The organism is Streptomyces sp. NPDC102274, assembly GCF_044766385.1.
In the GTDB taxonomy this organism is placed as follows: domain Bacteria; phylum Actinomycetota; class Actinomycetes; order Streptomycetales; family Streptomycetaceae; genus Streptomyces.
Map to the genome: position 1 here is coordinate 1 of NZ_JBIWLW010000051.1, position 18,388 is coordinate 18,388.

The 18,388-nt window shown below is 66.7% G+C and carries 13 protein-coding genes; 7 read left to right on the forward strand and 6 right to left on the reverse strand.

The window, feature by feature from the left end:
* The first annotated feature begins 1,034 nt into the window (after nucleotides 1-1,034).
* The 3 genes from ACIRQP_RS38120 to ACIRQP_RS38130 are packed head-to-tail and all read left to right on the forward strand — an operon-like array spanning nucleotide 1,035 to nucleotide 4,308.
* Entirely contained in the window at nucleotides 1,035-1,487 is a 453-nt protein-coding gene (locus ACIRQP_RS38120) for a hypothetical protein (RefSeq protein ID WP_403899220.1), read from the forward strand.
* Nucleotides 1,487-3,661 carry a hypothetical protein gene (locus tag ACIRQP_RS38125; RefSeq protein ID WP_403899223.1) on the forward strand — a complete coding sequence of 725 codons (2,175 nt, stop codon included), beginning with the start codon at nucleotides 1,487-1,489 and terminating at the stop codon, nucleotides 3,659-3,661. Before ACIRQP_RS38120 ends, ACIRQP_RS38125 begins: the two co-directional genes overlap by 1 nt.
* A 20-nt stretch (nucleotides 3,662-3,681) precedes the next feature.
* Nucleotides 3,682-4,308, forward strand: coding sequence for a hypothetical protein (locus tag ACIRQP_RS38130; RefSeq protein WP_403899225.1), 627 nt, complete (start codon nucleotides 3,682-3,684; stop codon nucleotides 4,306-4,308).
* 73 nt (nucleotides 4,309-4,381) lie between these two features.
* Here the strand turns inward: ACIRQP_RS38130 and ACIRQP_RS38135 are convergent, their stop codons facing one another.
* The 6 genes from ACIRQP_RS38135 to eccB form a co-directional block, all read right to left on the reverse strand.
* The gene (locus ACIRQP_RS38135; RefSeq protein WP_403899228.1) at nucleotides 4,382-4,681 is read right to left on the reverse strand and encodes a WXG100 family type VII secretion target; all 300 of its coding nucleotides are present in this window, start codon (nucleotides 4,679-4,681) and stop codon (nucleotides 4,382-4,384) included.
* Nucleotides 4,682-4,744: 63 nt separating this feature from the next.
* Complete coding sequence (locus ACIRQP_RS38140; protein ID WP_403899231.1) at nucleotides 4,745-5,104, reverse strand: WXG100 family type VII secretion target; 360 nt, start codon at nucleotides 5,102-5,104, stop codon at nucleotides 4,745-4,747.
* Nucleotides 5,105-5,214: 110 nt separating this feature from the next.
* Nucleotides 5,215-6,420, reverse strand: coding sequence for a S8 family serine peptidase (locus ACIRQP_RS38145; protein ID WP_403899234.1), 1,206 nt, complete (start codon nucleotides 6,418-6,420; stop codon nucleotides 5,215-5,217).
* A 1,820-nt stretch (nucleotides 6,421-8,240) separates the two neighbouring features.
* Nucleotides 8,241-8,729 (reverse strand): hypothetical protein, encoded by a 489-nt coding sequence (locus ACIRQP_RS38150; protein WP_403899237.1) that lies wholly within the window; start codon nucleotides 8,727-8,729, stop codon nucleotides 8,241-8,243.
* A gap of 219 nt (nucleotides 8,730-8,948) precedes the next feature.
* Nucleotides 8,949-10,223 (reverse strand): type VII secretion-associated serine protease mycosin, encoded by a 1,275-nt coding sequence (gene mycP / locus ACIRQP_RS38155; RefSeq protein WP_403899239.1) that lies wholly within the window; start codon nucleotides 10,221-10,223, stop codon nucleotides 8,949-8,951.
* Nucleotides 10,224-10,231: 8 nt separating this feature from the next.
* Complete coding sequence (eccB, locus tag ACIRQP_RS38160; protein ID WP_403899241.1) at nucleotides 10,232-11,761, reverse strand: type VII secretion protein EccB; 1,530 nt, start codon at nucleotides 11,759-11,761, stop codon at nucleotides 10,232-10,234.
* Nucleotides 11,762-11,944: 183 nt separating this feature from the next.
* On the opposite strand from eccB, the gene eccE reads away from it, so the two are divergent.
* The 4 genes from eccE (at nucleotide 11,945) to ACIRQP_RS38180 (ending at nucleotide 18,203) form a co-directional block, all read left to right on the forward strand.
* Nucleotides 11,945-13,291 (forward strand): type VII secretion protein EccE, encoded by a 1,347-nt coding sequence (gene eccE / locus ACIRQP_RS38165; RefSeq protein ID WP_403899244.1) that lies wholly within the window; start codon nucleotides 11,945-11,947, stop codon nucleotides 13,289-13,291.
* Nucleotides 13,288-14,007: a hypothetical protein gene (locus tag ACIRQP_RS38170; RefSeq protein WP_403899247.1), complete on the forward strand. Its 720-nt coding sequence runs from the start codon at nucleotides 13,288-13,290 to the stop codon at nucleotides 14,005-14,007. Before eccE ends, ACIRQP_RS38170 begins: the two co-directional genes overlap by 4 nt.
* 246 nt (nucleotides 14,008-14,253) lie before the next feature.
* Entirely contained in the window at nucleotides 14,254-14,487 is a 234-nt protein-coding gene (locus ACIRQP_RS38175; RefSeq protein ID WP_030351665.1) for a DUF397 domain-containing protein, read from the forward strand.
* A 560-nt stretch (nucleotides 14,488-15,047) separates the two neighbouring features.
* The gene (locus ACIRQP_RS38180; RefSeq protein WP_403899250.1) at nucleotides 15,048-18,203 is read left to right on the forward strand and encodes an SCO5717 family growth-regulating ATPase; all 3,156 of its coding nucleotides are present in this window, start codon (nucleotides 15,048-15,050) and stop codon (nucleotides 18,201-18,203) included.
* Nucleotides 18,204-18,388 lie beyond the last annotated feature (185 nt).

Here is an 18,388-nt window from a genome sequence, read left to right on the forward strand (position 1 = left end):
CCCGAGGAAGCAGCGGCTCTATCCGCTCCCACGCCCCATCCGTCAACTCACCACGACCCGTCACAAGATCGATTATCAGACACGACCTAGGGCCTCAATCCGTCGGCTCGCTGTGGCCTGGGGACACTCTCGTTCGTCCTGCTCATCTCCGCGTGCTCGGAACCAGCGCAGGAGTACGGGACGCCCCGGGCGCTCTGCGGCGTCGACCTGCCGACGGACGTGCCGGATCTCTTGCTGCCCGAGGGAGAGCAAGTCTCTGAGCGCTCAAAGACGGCCAGTGGCGTCAAGCGCTGCTATGTATCGGTGGACGACAAAGTCGCGCTGTCGACGTCCGTCGAGTGATACGAGGCCGGGACCCCGATACCGGAGATCGCCTCGAAGACGATCGGTGCGGATCCCGGTGACAAGGTCACCGCCGACAAGCGGTACAACTACTCGGGCAAGGGCGGGGCCGGGCCGATCCGGTGCGATGACTCGTCCACGATCGATGAAGACGTCGACGGCGACCTCTACGCGACGGTACGCGTCAGCGGCGACTCCGTGGATCCCTCCGCGGTTCTGAAGATGGGCGATAGATCCGGACGGCCTCGCGAGTTCCAGGGAAGAGGAAGTTGTTCACGGTGGCGACCTTGATCCCACGGATCCCCGCTCGACGCTTATTCCGTCGCCGGACACCTCAAGACGACGTGGGAATAAGCCACACCGCTTCGCACCAAGTATGAGCGGCCTGCCGGCCTGGTCGAGATCGATGCGCTGGCAGCTGTGTGATCAAGCTCGCCGCCCACTCCGCGTTCGGACGCCGCAACCCCCGAGAACCAACTCGCTACGGACACGTACGTGACCCTGATATCCAGCCGTCCTATAGACCAACCCGCGTCGGACGAGCACGGGCTGTCGTCGTAACAACGACCAACTCATTCTAGACACAGGCACGTTGTGACCATCACAGCTTGCAACCACATGCAAGCAACATTGATACGTTGAACCCGGGCGTGACGCGAGGATGGTCCGGACGAAGGGGAAGGAGTTCGTAAATGGCATGGGACGAGTGGGAGCAGTTGAAGGAAGATGCGGCGGAGAAGCACTCGACACGGGTACGGCTCAATCAGCTTCCGGCCGAAGGGGGCGGGGGCAGCGCGGGTCAACAAGGGGATCTCAAGACCAATCAGCAGGATCTGGCAGCCGTCGGGAACAGCGCGTTCAAGCTGTTCGAGGATCTGGGACGGTTAGGGCGTGACGCCTGGTCCAGCAGTCAGACCGCTGCCAAGGACCTCACGACACAGGAATTCGAACTCGGCGGGGCTCTCCACCTCATGCAAGAACGATGGGAAAAGCAACTGCAGTCACTGCTGGACGCCTGCGCACACATATCCAACCACATGGACTTCACCAAAAAAGCACACCAGGGCGACGAATACTTCATCGCCTCCACCGTCAGTAGCATCGCCGAACTGGACAAGGGCTTCGACGAGAGGGCTGAGCGCTGATGGACATCGAGGCATTACGTCACGGCAACTTTGCGTCGCTGGGTGTGGCGGTCGACGACTGGTCCACAGTCATCAAGAATCTCACGGACATGGAGAAGGACGCTCGGGAAGACCTCAGAGCCAAAGCCGATAAAGCCAACTGGGCAGGTTTCAACGCCACCGTCTCCCGGGAGTTCATCAGCAAGACCGCAGGTGAGTTCACCGACGCCGTCACGCAGGCCACTACGATCCGGGACATCCTGCGCGACACCCGCAGTGAATTGATCAAATACCGCGGCGACCTCAACAGGGCCATCGATCGAGGGTGGGACAAACACCTCACCGTCGTAGGTACGAGGGGCGGCGGCTTCTCCGTCTCCGTGAACATTCACCCCGAACCGCCCAACAGTGAACAAGCAGTCAAAGCACTACGGGACGAACTCCAAAGCATTCTCGACAACGCCACCACCAGCGACGCAACCGCAGCCGAGATATTACGCTCCATCGCCAACCAAACCGAGTTCGGCTTCGGAGACGCCAAGTACAGGGACCGCGACTCGGCCGCCGAAGCTCTCAAGCAGGCCGACGAGATGCTGAAGATCGCGAGGAAAGACCCGAAGGATTTGTCCTCGGAGGAACTTGAACGGTTCAACCGCACCTTGGGCAAGTACCGGAACGACACTCTCTTCGCCGAGAAGTTTGCAACAGAACTGGGAGCCAAGGAAACACTCGCGTACTGGAACAACACGGCTGATGCACATGCCGGAGCCAGAGGAGCAGAACTGAATGAACTCAAGGATCTTCAAAAGAACCTGAGCATGACCTTGGCCACTGCAACCCACTCCGATTCCTCCGCCATGAAGGAGTGGAAGCAGGACATAATCAACGAGTCGAATACAAGCTTCAAGGCCGATGCTTCGAATCCAACCAAACCGGTTGGTGCTCTTGGGTTCCAGGTCATGAGCAGCCTCATGAGTCACGGCAAGTACGACACCGAGTTTCTTGAGGCCTACGGTGACAAGCTACTCAAGGCGGACAAGGCTCCTCATGGCAGTCCAGGAATGGGCACCAATGAAGTCTGGAATGCGGGTCAGATGACAGACCTTGTATTCGGCAAAGACGATGGCCGTGACCCCATGATCGGATTCATGGACGCCCTCTCACATAACGCCGAAGCCTCCACGAACACCTTCGAATCCAAGCCCACACTTGACCACGTCCTACAGAGCACCAAGTACACAGACAGGGGACAGTCAGTAGGCCACGCACTTGAGGCCGCGGTCATGGGAGTCGCGTATGGAGAGACACCATCTGGGCCCGTGCCGCACAACCGGGTACAGACAGAGATCATGCAGAACGTGATGCACGCTGTTGCTCAGCCGGACAGTGGGGCGGACCTTGTGGACAAGGCTATCGGCGAAAGCTTTGGGCATATGGCATCCGCCTACATGCCTGAGATCAACCGGGTGATGGCCGGCCCCGGGGCGGAGTCAATCTTCCTGAGCAATAGCACGGCGCCCGACGACCTGCTCGAAAAAATAGACACCACAAGATTTCTGTACGAGGTTGCCAGAGACGACAACGGGAGAGCCGCAATCCATTTCGGAGAGAGTATCTACACGAGTAGTCTCTTGGAGGCTCACATCGCGGACGACTCTCGTTATGACGGCGACACGACGGACGCGATTCGAACGATCACCGAGAATACTGGCGTGATCGAAGGAATCGTCGGCCGCTCATATGCGGATGCCGATATTTCATCCGCCCTCGAAGGTCAAAAGGAAAATAACGACGCATTGAAGAATCAGGGCGATTTCTACAAGTCCGTACTCTCTGCGGGGCTCGGGGTGGGGGCTGTAGCACTAGCGCCTCAGAATCTAACAGGCGCAATGGCCGGGGCGGGAGCCGGAGGATTCTTCGGAGGGATCGCTGGAATGGCTGTCGATCGGCTCATGTCTGGCCGAGAAATGGACGGGGCACTCGATGACGCCCTGTATCGCACTGGGCAGGGTCTCAACGAATCTCTGGATTCGGCGACACGACAGACTCAATCCGCGGCACAGGACGCGATCGACAAGCATGAATCGGAATTGCCACACGATGCAACCAAGAACCTGGTTCGCGAAGCATTGAAAGAAGGATGGACGCAGAGCGACACTATGTTGGAAGATTCCCACAAGCGCCCCAGCGCATAACCTTAGGTACCAGAACTGACATGAAGATAAGCCCAAAGAAGAAGGCGATCGGCGTTGCCTTGGTCTGCACACTTCTCGGTGCGGGAGTATTTGGTTATCTGGAGATCTTCACTAAAGGACTTGATAAACTACCGGCTAAAGTGTGCGACGGGGCAATCGATCGGAAGACAGCGGCCAGTGCACTTCCGGACACGCGCAAGGCTCTTGAGCGCGGGGTGCTTCACACGACTTCCGGTGGTGACTTCATGTTCTCCTGTTATGTGAAGACCAATAGTCAAGATTCAATCATCTCCGGCGAGGCCGAGACGCACGACGCCAGTGTCGAAAATTGGTCTGATGCCGCAGAGAGTCGACCCGAGAATGCGATCAAGGCGTCAGCGGGAAACGTTGAGGCGATCACGTGGCCGGACCGCGTGACGATTTACGTCCCTTGTACGCCGCCGGGAAAGAATAAGAAAAAGGCGCTCGAAAGTCATGCGCTGATCGCGGAGGCGAGGACCATCGGAGACACTCGCGCAACGGGCGCTCCGCTGCGTCAGGCAATCACAGACTTCGCTTACCAGTTGATCAAGCATGCCTATAAGGCAGGAAAGTGTCAGGAGGCTCAGGAATTCCCTGACGAGCTTTCCCACCTGCCGACAAATTGATCGTGCTCGGACACAGGCCAGGGTGGGCACCTCCCGTGCGTGCCCACCCTGGCCTGTGATGACTTCCGGCTAGCTACTGGAAGTTCGCCGCGGACCTCTTGTCGCCGCTCTGGTAGGCGGGGGCTGCCTCGCGGACCGCCGACGAGATCTTCAACAGGCTGGTGTGGATCTCGGTGGCCCTCCGGTCCCAGTCGGCCTGGGCGACGTTGTACGCCTCCCGGGCCTCGCCTTCCCAGAGCTCGGACACGGAACGGATCTTCGCCTGGATGGCCTTGAGGCTCTGGTCGAGCTTGTCCGCCTGCTTCTTGATGTCGCCGGCCGCGGCCTCAAGTGAAGCGTAAGTGACGATCATCGTGCCGTCGTCATATGCCATGGTGTCCTCCAACTACTGGCTGGGTGTCGTGCGATGGCCGAATTCGCGGAACGGCCATCAGGATCAGAACTTGCTGAGGTTCGAGGTCCGGGCCTCCGCGCCGGAGTCGCCCGAGTAGCCGTCGGCCACGTCGATGCCCCGCAGCGCCGCCTCGACCTCGTCTTCGGTGTTGCCGGAAATCGTACGAGCGGCCTCGATCGCTTCCTGGAACTTGAGCAGCAGCTTGCCGATGCCCACCATGTTGTTGTTGATCTGCGTCTGCTTCGCGTTGAACGCGCCGGCGCCGATACCACGCCAGGCACCTTCGAGGCTGTCGATCGTCGCCTGCAGCGCGTGCAGCTGCCCCTTGACGTCGTCAAAGCTGTTGGTGAGCTCGCCTTGCAGCGACTTGAGGGCAACGCCATTGACCTTCTGGACTGCCATTGGTCTTCCTTTCTCGAAGATCCCGGTGGGTGTGTGTCTCTCCGGGCCGTGCGTGAGCCTCGACGGCTGGTGGATGCCGGGGCGGTGTGCAGTAGGTACGGGGCATACGGTCAGGCGGTGCGGCGCCTGCGGAGGATGAAGAACGCGCCGCCCGCGAGGACCACCACGACCGCGGCCCCGCCGAGGATCAGCCCCAACTGGCCGTCGTCCTCTGTACTCTTGCTCGTGCCTGCGGCGACGGCCTGGTCGCCTTCGGCGGCCTCCGAAGCTCCCGAGGCCGGCGCCGAAGCCGACCCGGAAGGCGCGGAGGAGGCGGAAGGCTCGGAGGAGCCGGGCGCGCCGGGAGAACCGGGCGTCCTCTCGTTGGTCAGAGGGCTGAGGTTCGGGTCGCCAGGCTTGCCCACTCCACGGTTTATGTGTGCACCGGGACGCACGACGCCGTGACCGACATAGTTGCTGACCGTGCCCGGCTTCCAGTCCTCGCCCCGGCCGGCCGACTCGAACATGACGCGGAGGACCTGGTTCGCAGTCCAGTCAGGGTTGGCGGACCAGATCAGGGCGGCGGAGGCGGAGGCGATCGCGGTGGCCTGGCTCGTGCCCTGACCGTCGCAGTACTGCTTGAAAGTCTCGTCACACCAGGTCGGGATACTCACTCCCGGAGCCGCCAGGTGAACCTCATCCCCGTGCTCCGAGAAGTCCCCTACTTTCCCTGCCGCGTCAGTTGCAGCGACTCCGACCACGTCCGGATATGCGGCTGGATAGTCCACGCTATTCAGATCCTTGGCATCGTTGCCGACGCCGGCGAACATCAGCTTCCCCTTGCTCGCCGCATACTCAACCGCATCTTTAGTGTCATTATCCCAACCCTCCTGCCCCAGCGAGATGTTGATGATCTTCGCCTCGCTGTCGACCGCCGCACGAATGGCCTTGTCCACGGTGTGGAGTCTGTCGGGCGCTTCCTTTGCCCGCATCTCCTCCACGAGTGTGCGAATCGGAATGATTTTGGCTCCAGGGGCAAGCCCCTGGAGGCCGCCCCCCTTTCCCGTTCCCGCGATCAGTTCAGCAATGGTAGTTCCATGACCGTCGTAATCGTCCGTCTCATCCCCAGCAATGCCACTCACATCAACGCCAGGCAGGACCTGCCCCTTAAGCGCGGGAGTGGATGGGTTTACGCCGCCGTCGATGACAGCAACTGAAACCCCGCTACCTGTGGTCTTCTCCCAAATCTCGGTGGCGTTCATCGCGTCCAGGTACCACTGCTTCGACCGCACACCGTCGGCGGCAACGGCGGCCGGAGCCATGCTGGTGATGCCCAAGGTCCCTACGCCGACCGCAGCCAGCGTGCAGAGCAACCCGCGTCGGAGCGTATGAAGCGCTCCGCGCTTCCTGGCCCGGCTCATTCCTGCCGTCATCCTGACTTCCGCACCTTCCCTGTGCCTATTCGATGACCGGCGGCACGGCACCACGCCGTCGAGCCGCCCACGTCTCTTCGTCTTCTGTCAGATAGTCGGGACGCTCTGATCCGGTGCGCTCCTGCTCCTCGTCCCTGGGCTGATTCCGGCCCGGACCACGTACAAGTCCGGCGCCGCCCTGAGTGAAGCCACCTGCGCCGGGCCGTGAACCGGCAGCACTCCCACGCGGGGTACCCACCACGCCGTTCGAACTCGCGGTGCCACGGCCTCCGGGCCGGGGCGCGCCGTTCGAGTTCGCGCCGATGACCCCCGGTTGGCCCACTCGCCCGGCGGGAGGGCGCCCCGCCGACGTCCCACCACTACCGATGACGGTTCCACGCGGAATGCGTGAGCCCGAGGAACCTGAGGTGGAGCGCTGGGGCGTACCGCCCACGATGCCGCTCGTACGGCCTGCGCGGGGGCTCACCCCCCCACCCGCACCCGCTCGGCCCGCAGCGGGCTGGCCGGTCGTGCCCGGTCTGCCGGCGGTGGGTGTCTGGCCAGGGCCGCCGGCTCGCCCGGCCGGGGGACCACCCCCCGTCACTCCAGAACGCCCGGCAGCCGGAGAGCGGTCCCCTGTGGCACCTGTCTGTGTCACCCTCCCTGGAGGCGGACCGCCCGCTCTGGGGCCTCCGGTCGGACCCGATGCTCGTGACGTACCGCTTCGCGGGTTGACCAATCCAGGCGCCACTGGAGGGACGACAGGGGGACCACCGCTAGGGCTTGGCGTCCCAGTGGGAGAGGGAAGAGGTGTGACGCTGGGGCCCGTGGTGGGAGCCGGAGGTGCCGTGACGCTGTCGATCCGCATCGACGTATCCAGAACCGGAACCGGCGTAATGGCATCGAGGACCTCAGTCCGGGACGGGCCCTCCGGGTTTCCGGCGTCGGGACGTCCCGTGACCGACTGCGGCGAGGCGATGGCAGAGGACTCGACATCTGCCCTGGCCACGTCCGAGGTCGGCCTGCGGGCAACATCATTAATCGGCTGCGGCACACTCGCCTTCAGCATCCCGGGGAACTTCGGCGGCTCCTGCCCGGCCAAAGACTCCTCGGAGACCGCGTAGAACGACGCCAGCCGGTTCATCTGGTTGATGGCCTCTTGGCGGTCCTTCTCGACCTTCACGGCCTTGACGTACTCCGGGTTGCTCTCCGTGCGCTCCGGCGGAGGGAAGTCCTCGACCTTCTTCGGGACCGCCCGGCCGTCACGCGGAGGCGCCGAGTTGCGTACCGAGGTAAGGCCCGTGCTCGCGACCTTCATCTGGGTGCCTGCCGCGTTGGCGAACGTGCCAAGGGCCCAGGCGTGCTTCGCGAGATCTCCCCCGAACCTGCGGAACTCGGTGCCGGACTCGCCCTTCCACTCAACGGACATGACATAGTCGTTGAGTTCTTCAGCGGCCTTGTTGAGGGCGTTCTTGGCTGCGATCAGGACCTCGCCCGCGTCCTCCAGATCCGACGGGTTCGAAGCCTCGACCAAGTCGATCATCGCGTTGAGCTGGGCGCCTTCGAAGTTAGTCTTGCCGAAGAACCCGCCAGGGCCGCTGCCGCCGAACCCGAGGCCATCCATTATCGCCGCGACACGCTCGAAGGCGTCAGTCGCGCTGAACTGGCCCTGAATCAGAGCCGAGTCCTGCGACTGCTGCTGCTCAGGGGTCAGTTCTGGCTGCTTCTCGCCACTCATCAGTTCATCACCCCAGGTCCTTCGTGCCGGTCTTGGCATCGTTACGCGGCTGCCCAGGCTCGGAATTCTTGTCCCTGTGCGCCCTGTCCCGCTTCTCCTGAGCCTCTTGTTCCTCGAAGAGACGGCTCTGGATCGTGTGGAAGCGCTGCCGCAGCTCGTCCTCCACGTTGTTGAAGCCGACCTCCGCCGCGTGCACCCCGATGCTCAGCATCTCGATCTGATCGCCGAGGGACTTGGAGAGCTTGACGATCTCCGAATGGACACGGTTGTACTGAGTGAAAAATCCGTCCGCCTCCGCGAACGGCAGGTTGCCACCGCTGAAGGAACTCCTCGAAATCCGGTGTGCGGCCACCTTCTTGTTGCCGGCCGCCCCGTTCTCAAGATCCGTCAGCAGCGCGTTCACCCTCGTCTGGAAACGCTTCAGGGCGCCGACGCCCTTCTCCAGGTCGCTCCTCGCGCCGGTTCCGCCCACGCCACCACTACCTGCATCGAGCACGATGCCGTACCTCCCCGTTTGCTCACTCCCCCGCACATCGCGATCGCGGTGACGTGAACATCACTGATCACATGAAAGCCACTCTATCTACTGGCTCTGACAGCCCCAAGTGCCTTATCCATCATGTGACTTCCTCCTACGAGGATCCTCTTGACTCCAGGCGGTTGCAATCCGCCTGCAAGCCTTTCGGGGGCATATTCACTGCCAGTTGACGATCTGCTAGCCGCGCGCCTCGCCCGTCGCCCCGCTCGCCCTGCTCATCCGGCGTGTTCGCCTCCGCGCGTCGCGAAGGGCCACCGCGCCGCCCGCGATCGCCGCGACCAGCACGCCCCCGCCCACGACCACATAGGTGGCGAGACGGGCGTTGCGTTCCTCCGCCGTTTCTCCCAGGTGGAGTTGGGCCGGGGTGGGCGCTTCCGCCTGGTCTATGCCCTCGTGGGCGACCGGCTTCTCGATGGGCTTGTCGTCCTCCGTCAGGGCTCGCACCGGGTCGACGACTCCCCAGCCCACCAGCCGGTCACGACCGGCTGTCGATCGTTCCGCGGTCTGCTGGATCTGCGCGACGATCTGCTGCTGCGTCCAGTCCTTGTGCTTGCTCTTGATGAGAGCGGCGACGCCCGCGACGTAGGGGGCGGAGAAGCTGGTGCCGTTGTCGGCGCAGTGGCCGCCGCCCGGGACCGTGGAGACCATGTCGACGCCGGGGGCCGCTATGCCGACGAACTCGCCGGACTGGGAGAAGGCGGCGCGCTCATTGTTGCGGTCGGAGGAGGCCACGGCCAGCACGCCGTCGTACGAGGCCGGATAGGTCTCTTTGACGTTGCCGCCCAGGCCGTCGTTGCCCGCCGAGGCGACGACCACCACTTCCGCGTTCAGCGCGTGGTTCACCGCCTGCTTCAGCACGGGTGTGGGCTCCACCGCGTTGGCTGTGTCCTGAGAGATGTTGATGACGTCGGCGTCCTCGCGGACGGCGTAGTTGATCGCATCGGCGAGGGTCAGAGCAGTGCCGTTCCCGTCGGCGTCGTTCTGCTGGATGGGGATGATCGTCGCCTCAGGCGCGAGACCGACGAATCCGGTGCCCGTCGTGGGACGGGCCGCGATGATGCCCGCGATCTTGGTGCCGTGGCCCACCGTGTCCGTGGTGCCGTCCTCTTTGCCGCGTTCGAGCTTGTCGCCGTTGTCGTCCTTGAGATCCGGGTCCATCATGTTTCTGCCGCTCTTGGTGTCCACCGCGTCCTTCAGCTGCGGGTTCTTGATGTCGACACCGGTGTCGATGACCGCGACCCGCACCCCCTTGCCCCGGGACTGTGTCCACAACTCGTCGAGCTGAACGCGCTGGAGCGACCAGGGCCTGCCCTCGTATTTCTTCCCGGGGTAGGTGCACTGGTCGGAATCCGCGGCGGCGGAAGGTGATACGGGCAGGCCGATCAGCGTGACCGCAGTGGCGGCCGAGACCGCGAAGAGGCGTCGGCACGTGCGAGTGTGAGTGTGTGGCATGGTCACCCTCACGAGCCCTGCGGCTGGCGGGCGGCGCCCGTCGACAGACGCGGTCCGGTCGGCAGGAACGCCGACCACGCGGCGGGGATCGGCGCCGGATCGACGTCCTTGTACCCGAGCCGGTTCTGGGCCTGCTGTGCTTCCTGTTGCGCCGCCTGCTGCTCTTCGTCCGATCCGGACGAACCGATACCGGAGTCGTCCGTCGCGCTGTCGCCGTTCGACTGCATCGCATAGCGCAGTCCGGTGTCGGTGACCAGGAAGACGAAGCCCGATTCCGTCGTTGAGCCCTTGAACTGGCGGAAGAGCTGGCCGGATCCCGGGGTGACATAGCCGCTGCTCGACCCGGTCGGCAGCGTCGCGGGGAAGTCGGTGCCCGCCCAAGTACTGAGCGTGGTGGTGCCGTTGTCCTCGTCCACCTCGCGCAGCACGTTGCACACCGTGTTACGGCTGTCCTCGCCGGTGCTCGCCGAGTTGATGGACTTCGGAGCGTCCTCCGGCCAGTCCCGGTCCTGCCCGAACGCCTCACCCGACTGAATGGCGCCCCGGCTGACCGGCCTCGCCTTTCCCGCCTGGCCGACGCCGATCAGGTCCTTACTGTTGAGCAGCAGCTTCGCGGTGAAGTCCGAGACGGGGGCGACCCGGCCCTCCAGGACCAGGTAGTGCTGGTTCCTGGTGCCGTCGGTGGCGGTGAGGACCGTGCCCACCTTGTTGGCCTCGGAATCCAGTTCACCGGGGGCGTCGGCGTCGGCTCCAGGGGTTCCGTCGATCTCCGGGAAGGTGATCCGGTCCCCTTTGTGCAGGGTGTCCAGCCAGCCGGTGGACACCCGCTGCGGCGTTGTGCCCGTGCCCACCAGGAGGCTCACCAGCAGGTTGTCCTTCTCCACCTCGTACGCCTTGCCCTCGGCGTCCACGACGTAGCGGGTCTTCGTCGCCGAATCCTCCACGTACAGCAGCTCACCGCCTCGCAGTTGGTTCGCGCCCTCGGTCTTCTTCTGCTCTCGTTCGGCGAAGACGAAGGACGCCTTCTGGATGGCCCTGCCGCCCTCGCCGGGCCGCTCGCAGACCGCCCAGCGCTTCGTGGCCCCGGCCTCCTTCGCGTCGGGCAGCCGGTCGGGGGCGTAGGGAATGCCGAGCGTCGCGCCGTGCGGGATCTTGCCGTTGTCGAGCGCCGACTCGTCGACGTTGATGACCTTGCCCTTGTCCGGGGCGAGGAGGAGCTTGGCGGAGGACATGTTCAGGACGGGGTGGAGCTGCGTCTTGCCGTCGGTCTTCAACACCACATAGCGAGTGGTGGACTTGCTGGCGATGATGACGTTCTCCTCGGGCTTGTCCCAGTCCTTGGGCGCTACCGGCTTGAACATCCCCCAGGCGCCGAACACCGCGAGAACCACCACACCGACGATCGCGCCGGGCACCACCGCGCGAAGCGGTCGGGGCGCGCCCTCCTCCGAGCCGGTCGGGCTCGGCTGTACGAACTGCGCGATCAGCCTTCGCTTCGCGAAGGTGTAGGCGTTGAGTTCGTCCCGTCGTGATGCCATCTGTCCGCTGTCCCTCTCCCCCACCGGGCGACCAGGCTCCCACACTCGCCGAGCGGGCCTGCTGTCGTACCAGCCCCCTACTATGCATGCTGGCGCTTCCGTCGCACTGCTCAGGTAGGGTGATCGGCCGGTCAACGCCCGTGGGAAATTTGGTAATTACGGACACGAGGGGGCAACGCGGCGATGGGTACGGCGACGCGCGAGCGCAATGGGCGGACCACCGGACAACCCCCTGACCAGTCCCGGAGCAATTCCCGACGGCAACGCAGCAACGCACAGCCGGGGACGCCGCCGCCGGCCGTTCCCGCGGCCACCACTCCGCGCGCCCTGTCGCGCACCAGCCGCGTCGGCCCCTTCCAGCTGCGTCAACTGGTGCTGATCGAGGCGGCGGTCGCCCTCGCTCTGATCGGTGGGGCGCTCGGCGGGCTCTGGCTGGTGCCCACCCTCGTCGTCGCCGCCGTGCTGGTGCTGATCGCCGTGATACGCCGCCGCGGTCACGCCGTACAGGACTGGGTGTCCACCGCCCTCGCCCTCCGCTCCCGCAGGCGGGCCGCGGAGCCCTGCGCCTGGGAAGTCGATCCGTCGCTGGTCCCGGTCGTGGAGAGCGTGCCGGGATTCGGTCCGTTCACCTACGTCGACCGGGACCGCCGTACGGTCGGCATGCTCGGTGACGGCTCGTTCCTGACGGCGGTGGTACGGGTCGAGGCGAGCAGCGACGCGCTGCGCCCCGTGTTCGGCGCGAGGTCGCTCCCGCTCTCCCTCCTGGGCGATGCCCTTGAGGTTGACGACATCGTCCTGGAGTCGGTGCAGTTGGTGCAGCAGGTGCGGGCCGCGCCCGCGCCGCATCTTCCCGAGCAGTCCGTGGCCCGGCTCTCGTACGCCCCGCTCCAGGAGCGGACCGGAGCGCCCGCGCTGCGGCTCACCTGGGTGGCGGTGAAGCTGGACCCGGAGCTGTGCCGGGAGGCCGTCGAGGCACGTGGCGGCGGGATCGAGGGCGCACAGCGCTGCCTGGTGCGGACGGCGGACCATGTGGCGAGCCGTATCACCGGAGCGGGTTTCCGGGCCGTGGTACTGGACCAGGACGAGCTGAACTCCACCGTGGCGACGTCGGCCTGCGCGAGTCCGGCGCTGTCCGCCCGCACGGGCCGGCCGGAGGCCGCGCCTCGTCGGCGTACGGCCGAGACGCCGCGCGTGTGGCGGTGCGACAACCGCTGGCACACCACCTACGCGGTGGCCCGCTGGCCCGAGTTGGGACGGGCCGCGACCCCGCTCCCCAAGCTGGCCGCGCTGCTCACGGCGGCGCCGGCGTACGCGACGACCTTCAGCCTCACCCTGCGGCCCGGCTCGCACCGGGGCTCGATGACCATGTCCGGTCATGTGCGGATCACCGGCGGCACCGACACCGGACTGGTACGGGTCCGGCGGTCGTTGGAGCAGGCGGCGCGGGCGGCGAAGGTCGGTCTCGTACGGCTGGACCGTGAACAGCTGCCCGGCGTGCTGGCGACACTGCCCCTGGGAGGTGCGCGATGACCGCCGGAAGTGGGACGGCACGCGGACTGCGGGGGCTGCGCGGCCCGCGCCACGCGGGACACGCGCTGGCCATCGAGGATCTGGGCGCGCTGTCGCTGCCCGTCGGGGACGACGGGGTGGTGATCGGTGACGACGCGGAGGGCCGCCCCCAGTTGGTGGGGTTCCACCGTTCGACGCCGTACGACGTGCTGCTGATAGGCGGGCTGTGGACGGCCCAGGTGCTGGCGCTGCGCGCGGCGGGCACGGGCGCGCGGGTGGCGGTCGAGACCGGGCGTGCCCAGGCGTGGACCCGGCTGGCGCAGGCCGCGGGCGCGGGACTGGACTGCATCACGCTCCACGAGGTCGGTCGCGTCCCGCCGATGGGTGCGACGGTGGGCAGCCCGGTCGTGGTGGTACGGGACTGCGGAATGCGGCCGCCGCGAGGGCGCGTGGTGTCCTCGCCGTGGCAGTCGGTGCTGACCCTGCTGCCGTATCTGAGCCCGGTCGCGCCCCGGTTGATGCGGGGGGCCACGCTGGTCGGTGTCCAGCGGGTGTCGCCGCAGGAGGCGGAGCAGATCGGCAAGATCCTGGGGCTGTCCCAGGTCGAGTGCGAGGCACTGCCCACGCTCGCGGACGGGGTGACGCTCTGGTGCGCCGGGCGTGAGCGCCACTGGGTGATGACGGGCGCCACGGACGCCGAGACCGGACTGCTCGGTGTCGCCCGCCGGATGGACTGATTTCGTATCCGGATTCGGGTCGAGATTCGGACTCGGGCCGGGATTCGGGCCGGGATTCGGGTCGGGATTCGGACTCGAATCGGGATGGGGGATGGGGACTCGGATCGGGATTCGGCACCGGATCTTCACGTCGTGCGCGCACTGCGCGAACAGACCTCGAACTTACCCGAGCGCCCTGCCGGCTTGAGGGGGCTGTCCTAAGATGTCCGAAGTGACGTCAACCGTTACCGAAGGGAAGCTTGACTGATGGGGAGCGCACAGGAGAAGGAAGAGCTGTACGCCCTCGACATCTCGGGTGTCGAGTGGATCGGCGCCCCCGGCACGAGCGCGGACGAGGAGCGGGTCGAGATCGCCTATCTGCCCGAAGGTGCCGTCGCGATGCGGTCGTCCATCGATCCGGACACCGTGCTGCGCTACACCGAAGCGGAGTGGCGGGCGTTCGTACTCGGCGCGCGTGACGGCGAGTTCGATCTGCGCTGAGGCAGCGGAAGTCGCGGAGCCCAGGCACTGAGGCGGCCGGGACACAGGACGTCTCTGTAGGGGGCGCGCTTCGAACGGAGTGCGCCCCCTACGTGTGTCGGATGCGCGCTCCTGATGCGCGCTCCTGATACGCGTTCCGGATTCGGCTGTCGCCGGGGCGCGCGGTAACGACACCGAGACCGGATTGTTGGGCAGCGCTCACCTGACGGGCCGGAGCCGGGCCATGGGCAGCAGGTGCACCCGGCCGGTGTGGATTTCGCCAGGATCTCGTACAGAGATATACGGATTTGACCGCTCGTCCCGTTCACTCTCCGCCCCGCATTGTTCACTTGAGGGCAGACGGAGGGCGGTACATGTTGTACGGGACGGCCGTTGACGGACCGGGTCCGGCCTGACGTGTCGGCGCCGTTGACGATTAGGGTGGGTGGGGGCGCGGCAGCGTTGAACTTGTGGACAGGCCGACCGCGTCGTAAAGGGAAGAGCCGGGCGGACCGGACGTACAGATTCGGTCGCCCCCACCCACCACGGCACAAGGGTGCTCGACCACACCAGGAGGCAAAGTGAAGGGCGATCGGGACGAGATCCGCGGAGGCTGGAACCGGCCTGCCGCGGACGATCAGTCCGACGCGGAGCCCGAGATGACGGGTGAGTTCACCATCGACTACACCCCGCCGGCCTGGTACACGCAGAACACGCCGGGGGACGCGTCCGGTGGTGGCGCGGCGAGTACACCGCCGCCCGCGTCGTTCACGACCCCTCCCCCGCCTCCGGACGGTGCGCCCGTCGCCGTACCGGGGCTGCCCGCGGGCAGTGGCTTCGAACCCAACTGGACACCGGCGCATCAGCCGGCACCCCCGACGCAGTCGCCCATCCCCATGCCGCCGCCCGAGCCCACTCCGGGACCTGCTCCGGCTGCCGCACCGGCCCCGGCCCCGGCCACTGCCCCGGCTTCGACTCCGGCTCAGGCGTCGGAGCCCACTCCCGCCGCGCCCGAGCCGTTCGGTGGCGGCGACATCGAGAGCGGGTCGACCATGCGGTTCTCCCCGGCGTCTCTCAAGCGGGAGATCGCCGAGTTGGAGGGGACGCAGACCAGGACCGCGGAGAGCCCCGAATCCGGTGCTCCCGACGGACCGGACAGCGCCGAGGCCGTACGCGTGAGCGAGCCCGAGGCCAAGCCCGACACCGAGCCCGCGCCCGCGGTGGTCGCCGACGACACGGGGGAGGCCGAGGCGCCGGACGTACCGGAGCCCGCCGCCGACCCTGCCGCGGATGCCGAGGCTCCGGCAGAGCCCGAGGTCGCGGACGAGGCCGAGGGTTCCCGGGAGCATGAGGACGACGAGCGCGACGGCGACGCGACCGCCGACACCGACGAAGCGTCCGCCTCCGCACCCGTGGGCGCGGTCACGGACGCTGTTTCCCCGGCCCCCGCGCCTACGGACGAGCCCCAGGACGCTCCCCCGGCTCCCGCTCAGGTACAGCCCTGGGCCCCTCAGCCGGGCGGCGCCCAGAGCCCCGGACTGCCTCCGCTGCCGCCCGCGTACCAGCCTGCCGCGCCAACGGCCGCGCCGCAGTGGCCCGTACAGGCCCCGGCCCAGGTCCAGCCGCAGGCACCGCACGCACAACCGCAGCCCGAGCCCCAGCCGCAGAGCCCCGCGCAGGCACCGAACGCCTGGCCCGGACAGCCGCCGCAGAGCGGGTACGGCTTCCCCCACCAGGCCCAGCCCGGACACCAGGCCCAGCCGGGCCAGCAGGCCCAGCCCGGACAGCAGGCATACCCCGGACAGCAGGCGCAGACCGGACAGCAGGCGCACCCCGGCTGGCAAGATCACCCCGGCCAGTCCGGACACCCCGCCGCCGCGTTGCCGCCCGCCGTACCCGGTCCCGACGCCCCCGTCCCACCGGCGGGTTACGGCTTCCCGCACCAGCAGGGGCAGCCGGGTCCGTACTCGCCCGCTCCGCAAGGCGGTTACGGCTTCCCGCAGCAGAGCCAGGAGAGCCCACAGGGCCAGCAGGGCCAGCAGGCAGCGCCGGGCGGCTACGGATTCCCCCAACAGGGCCAGCCGGGACAGCCAGGCCACCCGGGATTCCCCGGCCGGCAAGCACACACCGATCAGCCGGGCGCCGGCGCTCCCGCGCCGCTGCCTCCGCAGACGTCCCATCTGCCCGTACCGGCCAACCCGAACCTCCCCGCACAGCAGGCACAGCAGCCCCCGCACACTCCTCAGCCCCATCAGGCCCAGCCGCAACCACTACCGCACCAGCAGCCCGCGCCCGGGACACCTCCGATGGATCCCCGTACCGGCGCCGCCTGGCCCTCCGCCGTCTCGCACGACCACCGCGAGCGGTCCGTGCCCGGCGCTCCGCTCGGCTATACGGCCGCCGTGGAGCTCTCCTCCGACCGGCTGCTGCGCAACAACAAGCCGAAGGCCAAGAGCAGCCGCAATCCGTCCGGCGGTTCGCGCTTCAAGATCGGCGGGAAGGCCGCGGAGGCGGAGCGGCTGCGCAAGCTCGAACTGATCCGTACACCGGTGCTCTCCTGCTACCGGATCGCGGTCATCAGCCTCAAGGGCGGTGTCGGCAAGACCACGACGACCACGGCACTGGGCTCCACCCTGGCCACCGAGCGGCAGGACAAGATCCTGGCGATCGACGCCAACCCGGACGCCGGCACGCTCGGCCGCCGCGTACGGCGCGAGACCGGCGCGACCATCCGTGACCTGGTCCAGGCGATCCCGCATCTGCACAGCTACATGGACATCCGCAGGTTCACCTCGCAGGCGTCCTCCGGTCTGGAGATCATCGCCAACGACGTGGACCCGGCCGTCTCCACCGCGTTCAACGACGAGGACTACCGGCGCGCGATCGAGGTCCTGGGCAAGCAGTACCCGATCATCCTCACGGACTCGGGTACCGGTCTGCTCTACAGCGCGATGCGCGGGGTGCTCGACCTGGCCGACCAGCTGATCATCATCTCGACCCCGTCCGTCGACGGCGCGAGCAGCGCGTCCACGACGCTCGACTGGCTGTCCGCGCACGGCTACGCCGATCTGGTGCAGCGCTCCCTCACGGTGATCTCCGGGGTCCGCGAGACCGGCAAGATGATCAAGGTCGATGACATCGTGCAGCACTTCGAGACCCGCTGCCGCGGGGTGATCGTGGTGCCCTTCGACGAGCACCTGGCGGCCGGTGCCGAGGTGGACCTCGACATGATGCGGCCCAAGACGCGTGAGGCGTACTTCAATCTCTCCGCGATGGTGGCGGAGGACTTCGTACGGGCCCAGCAGGCGCAGGGGCTGTGGACCGCGGACGGCCAGCCGCCGCCGCACCTCGTCCCGCCGATGCCGGGTCCGGGCCAGCAGCCGATGCCGGGGCAGTCCCCGTACGGCCAGCCGGTGCAGGGCCAGCCGTACGCGCCCCAGCAGCATCCCCACTACCCGCAGCAGCAGCCGCAGCCGCACCATCCGCAGCAGCAGCCGCACCCCTACCCGCCCCAGCAGCAGGCGGGCCCGCCCTCGGGACCCGGTGCTCAGCAGGGCTGGCAGCAACAGCAGCCCGCCCCCGCCGGCCAGCAAGCCGGTCACCCCAACCAGCCCGGCCATCCCAACCAGCCGGGTCACCCCAGCCAACCGGGCCAGCCGGACTTGCAAGGGCCCGTCCCGCCCGGTGGCTGGCCGCAGCAGCAGCCCCCACCGGCACCGCCAGCGCCTCAGCAGTAAGGCATCAGAGGTAGAGACCAATGAGGGGCCGCACCGTCTTCATGGTGCGGCCCCTCGCCGTATTCCCGCAGACCACACGGGGTATGGGCGGCCGTTGACTCAGCCGGACGGGCGCTGATAAACCTTCGCTTCACCAGTTGGCGAATCAGCAGTAACCCGGCTTCTCCGTGCGAGTGATAACACGA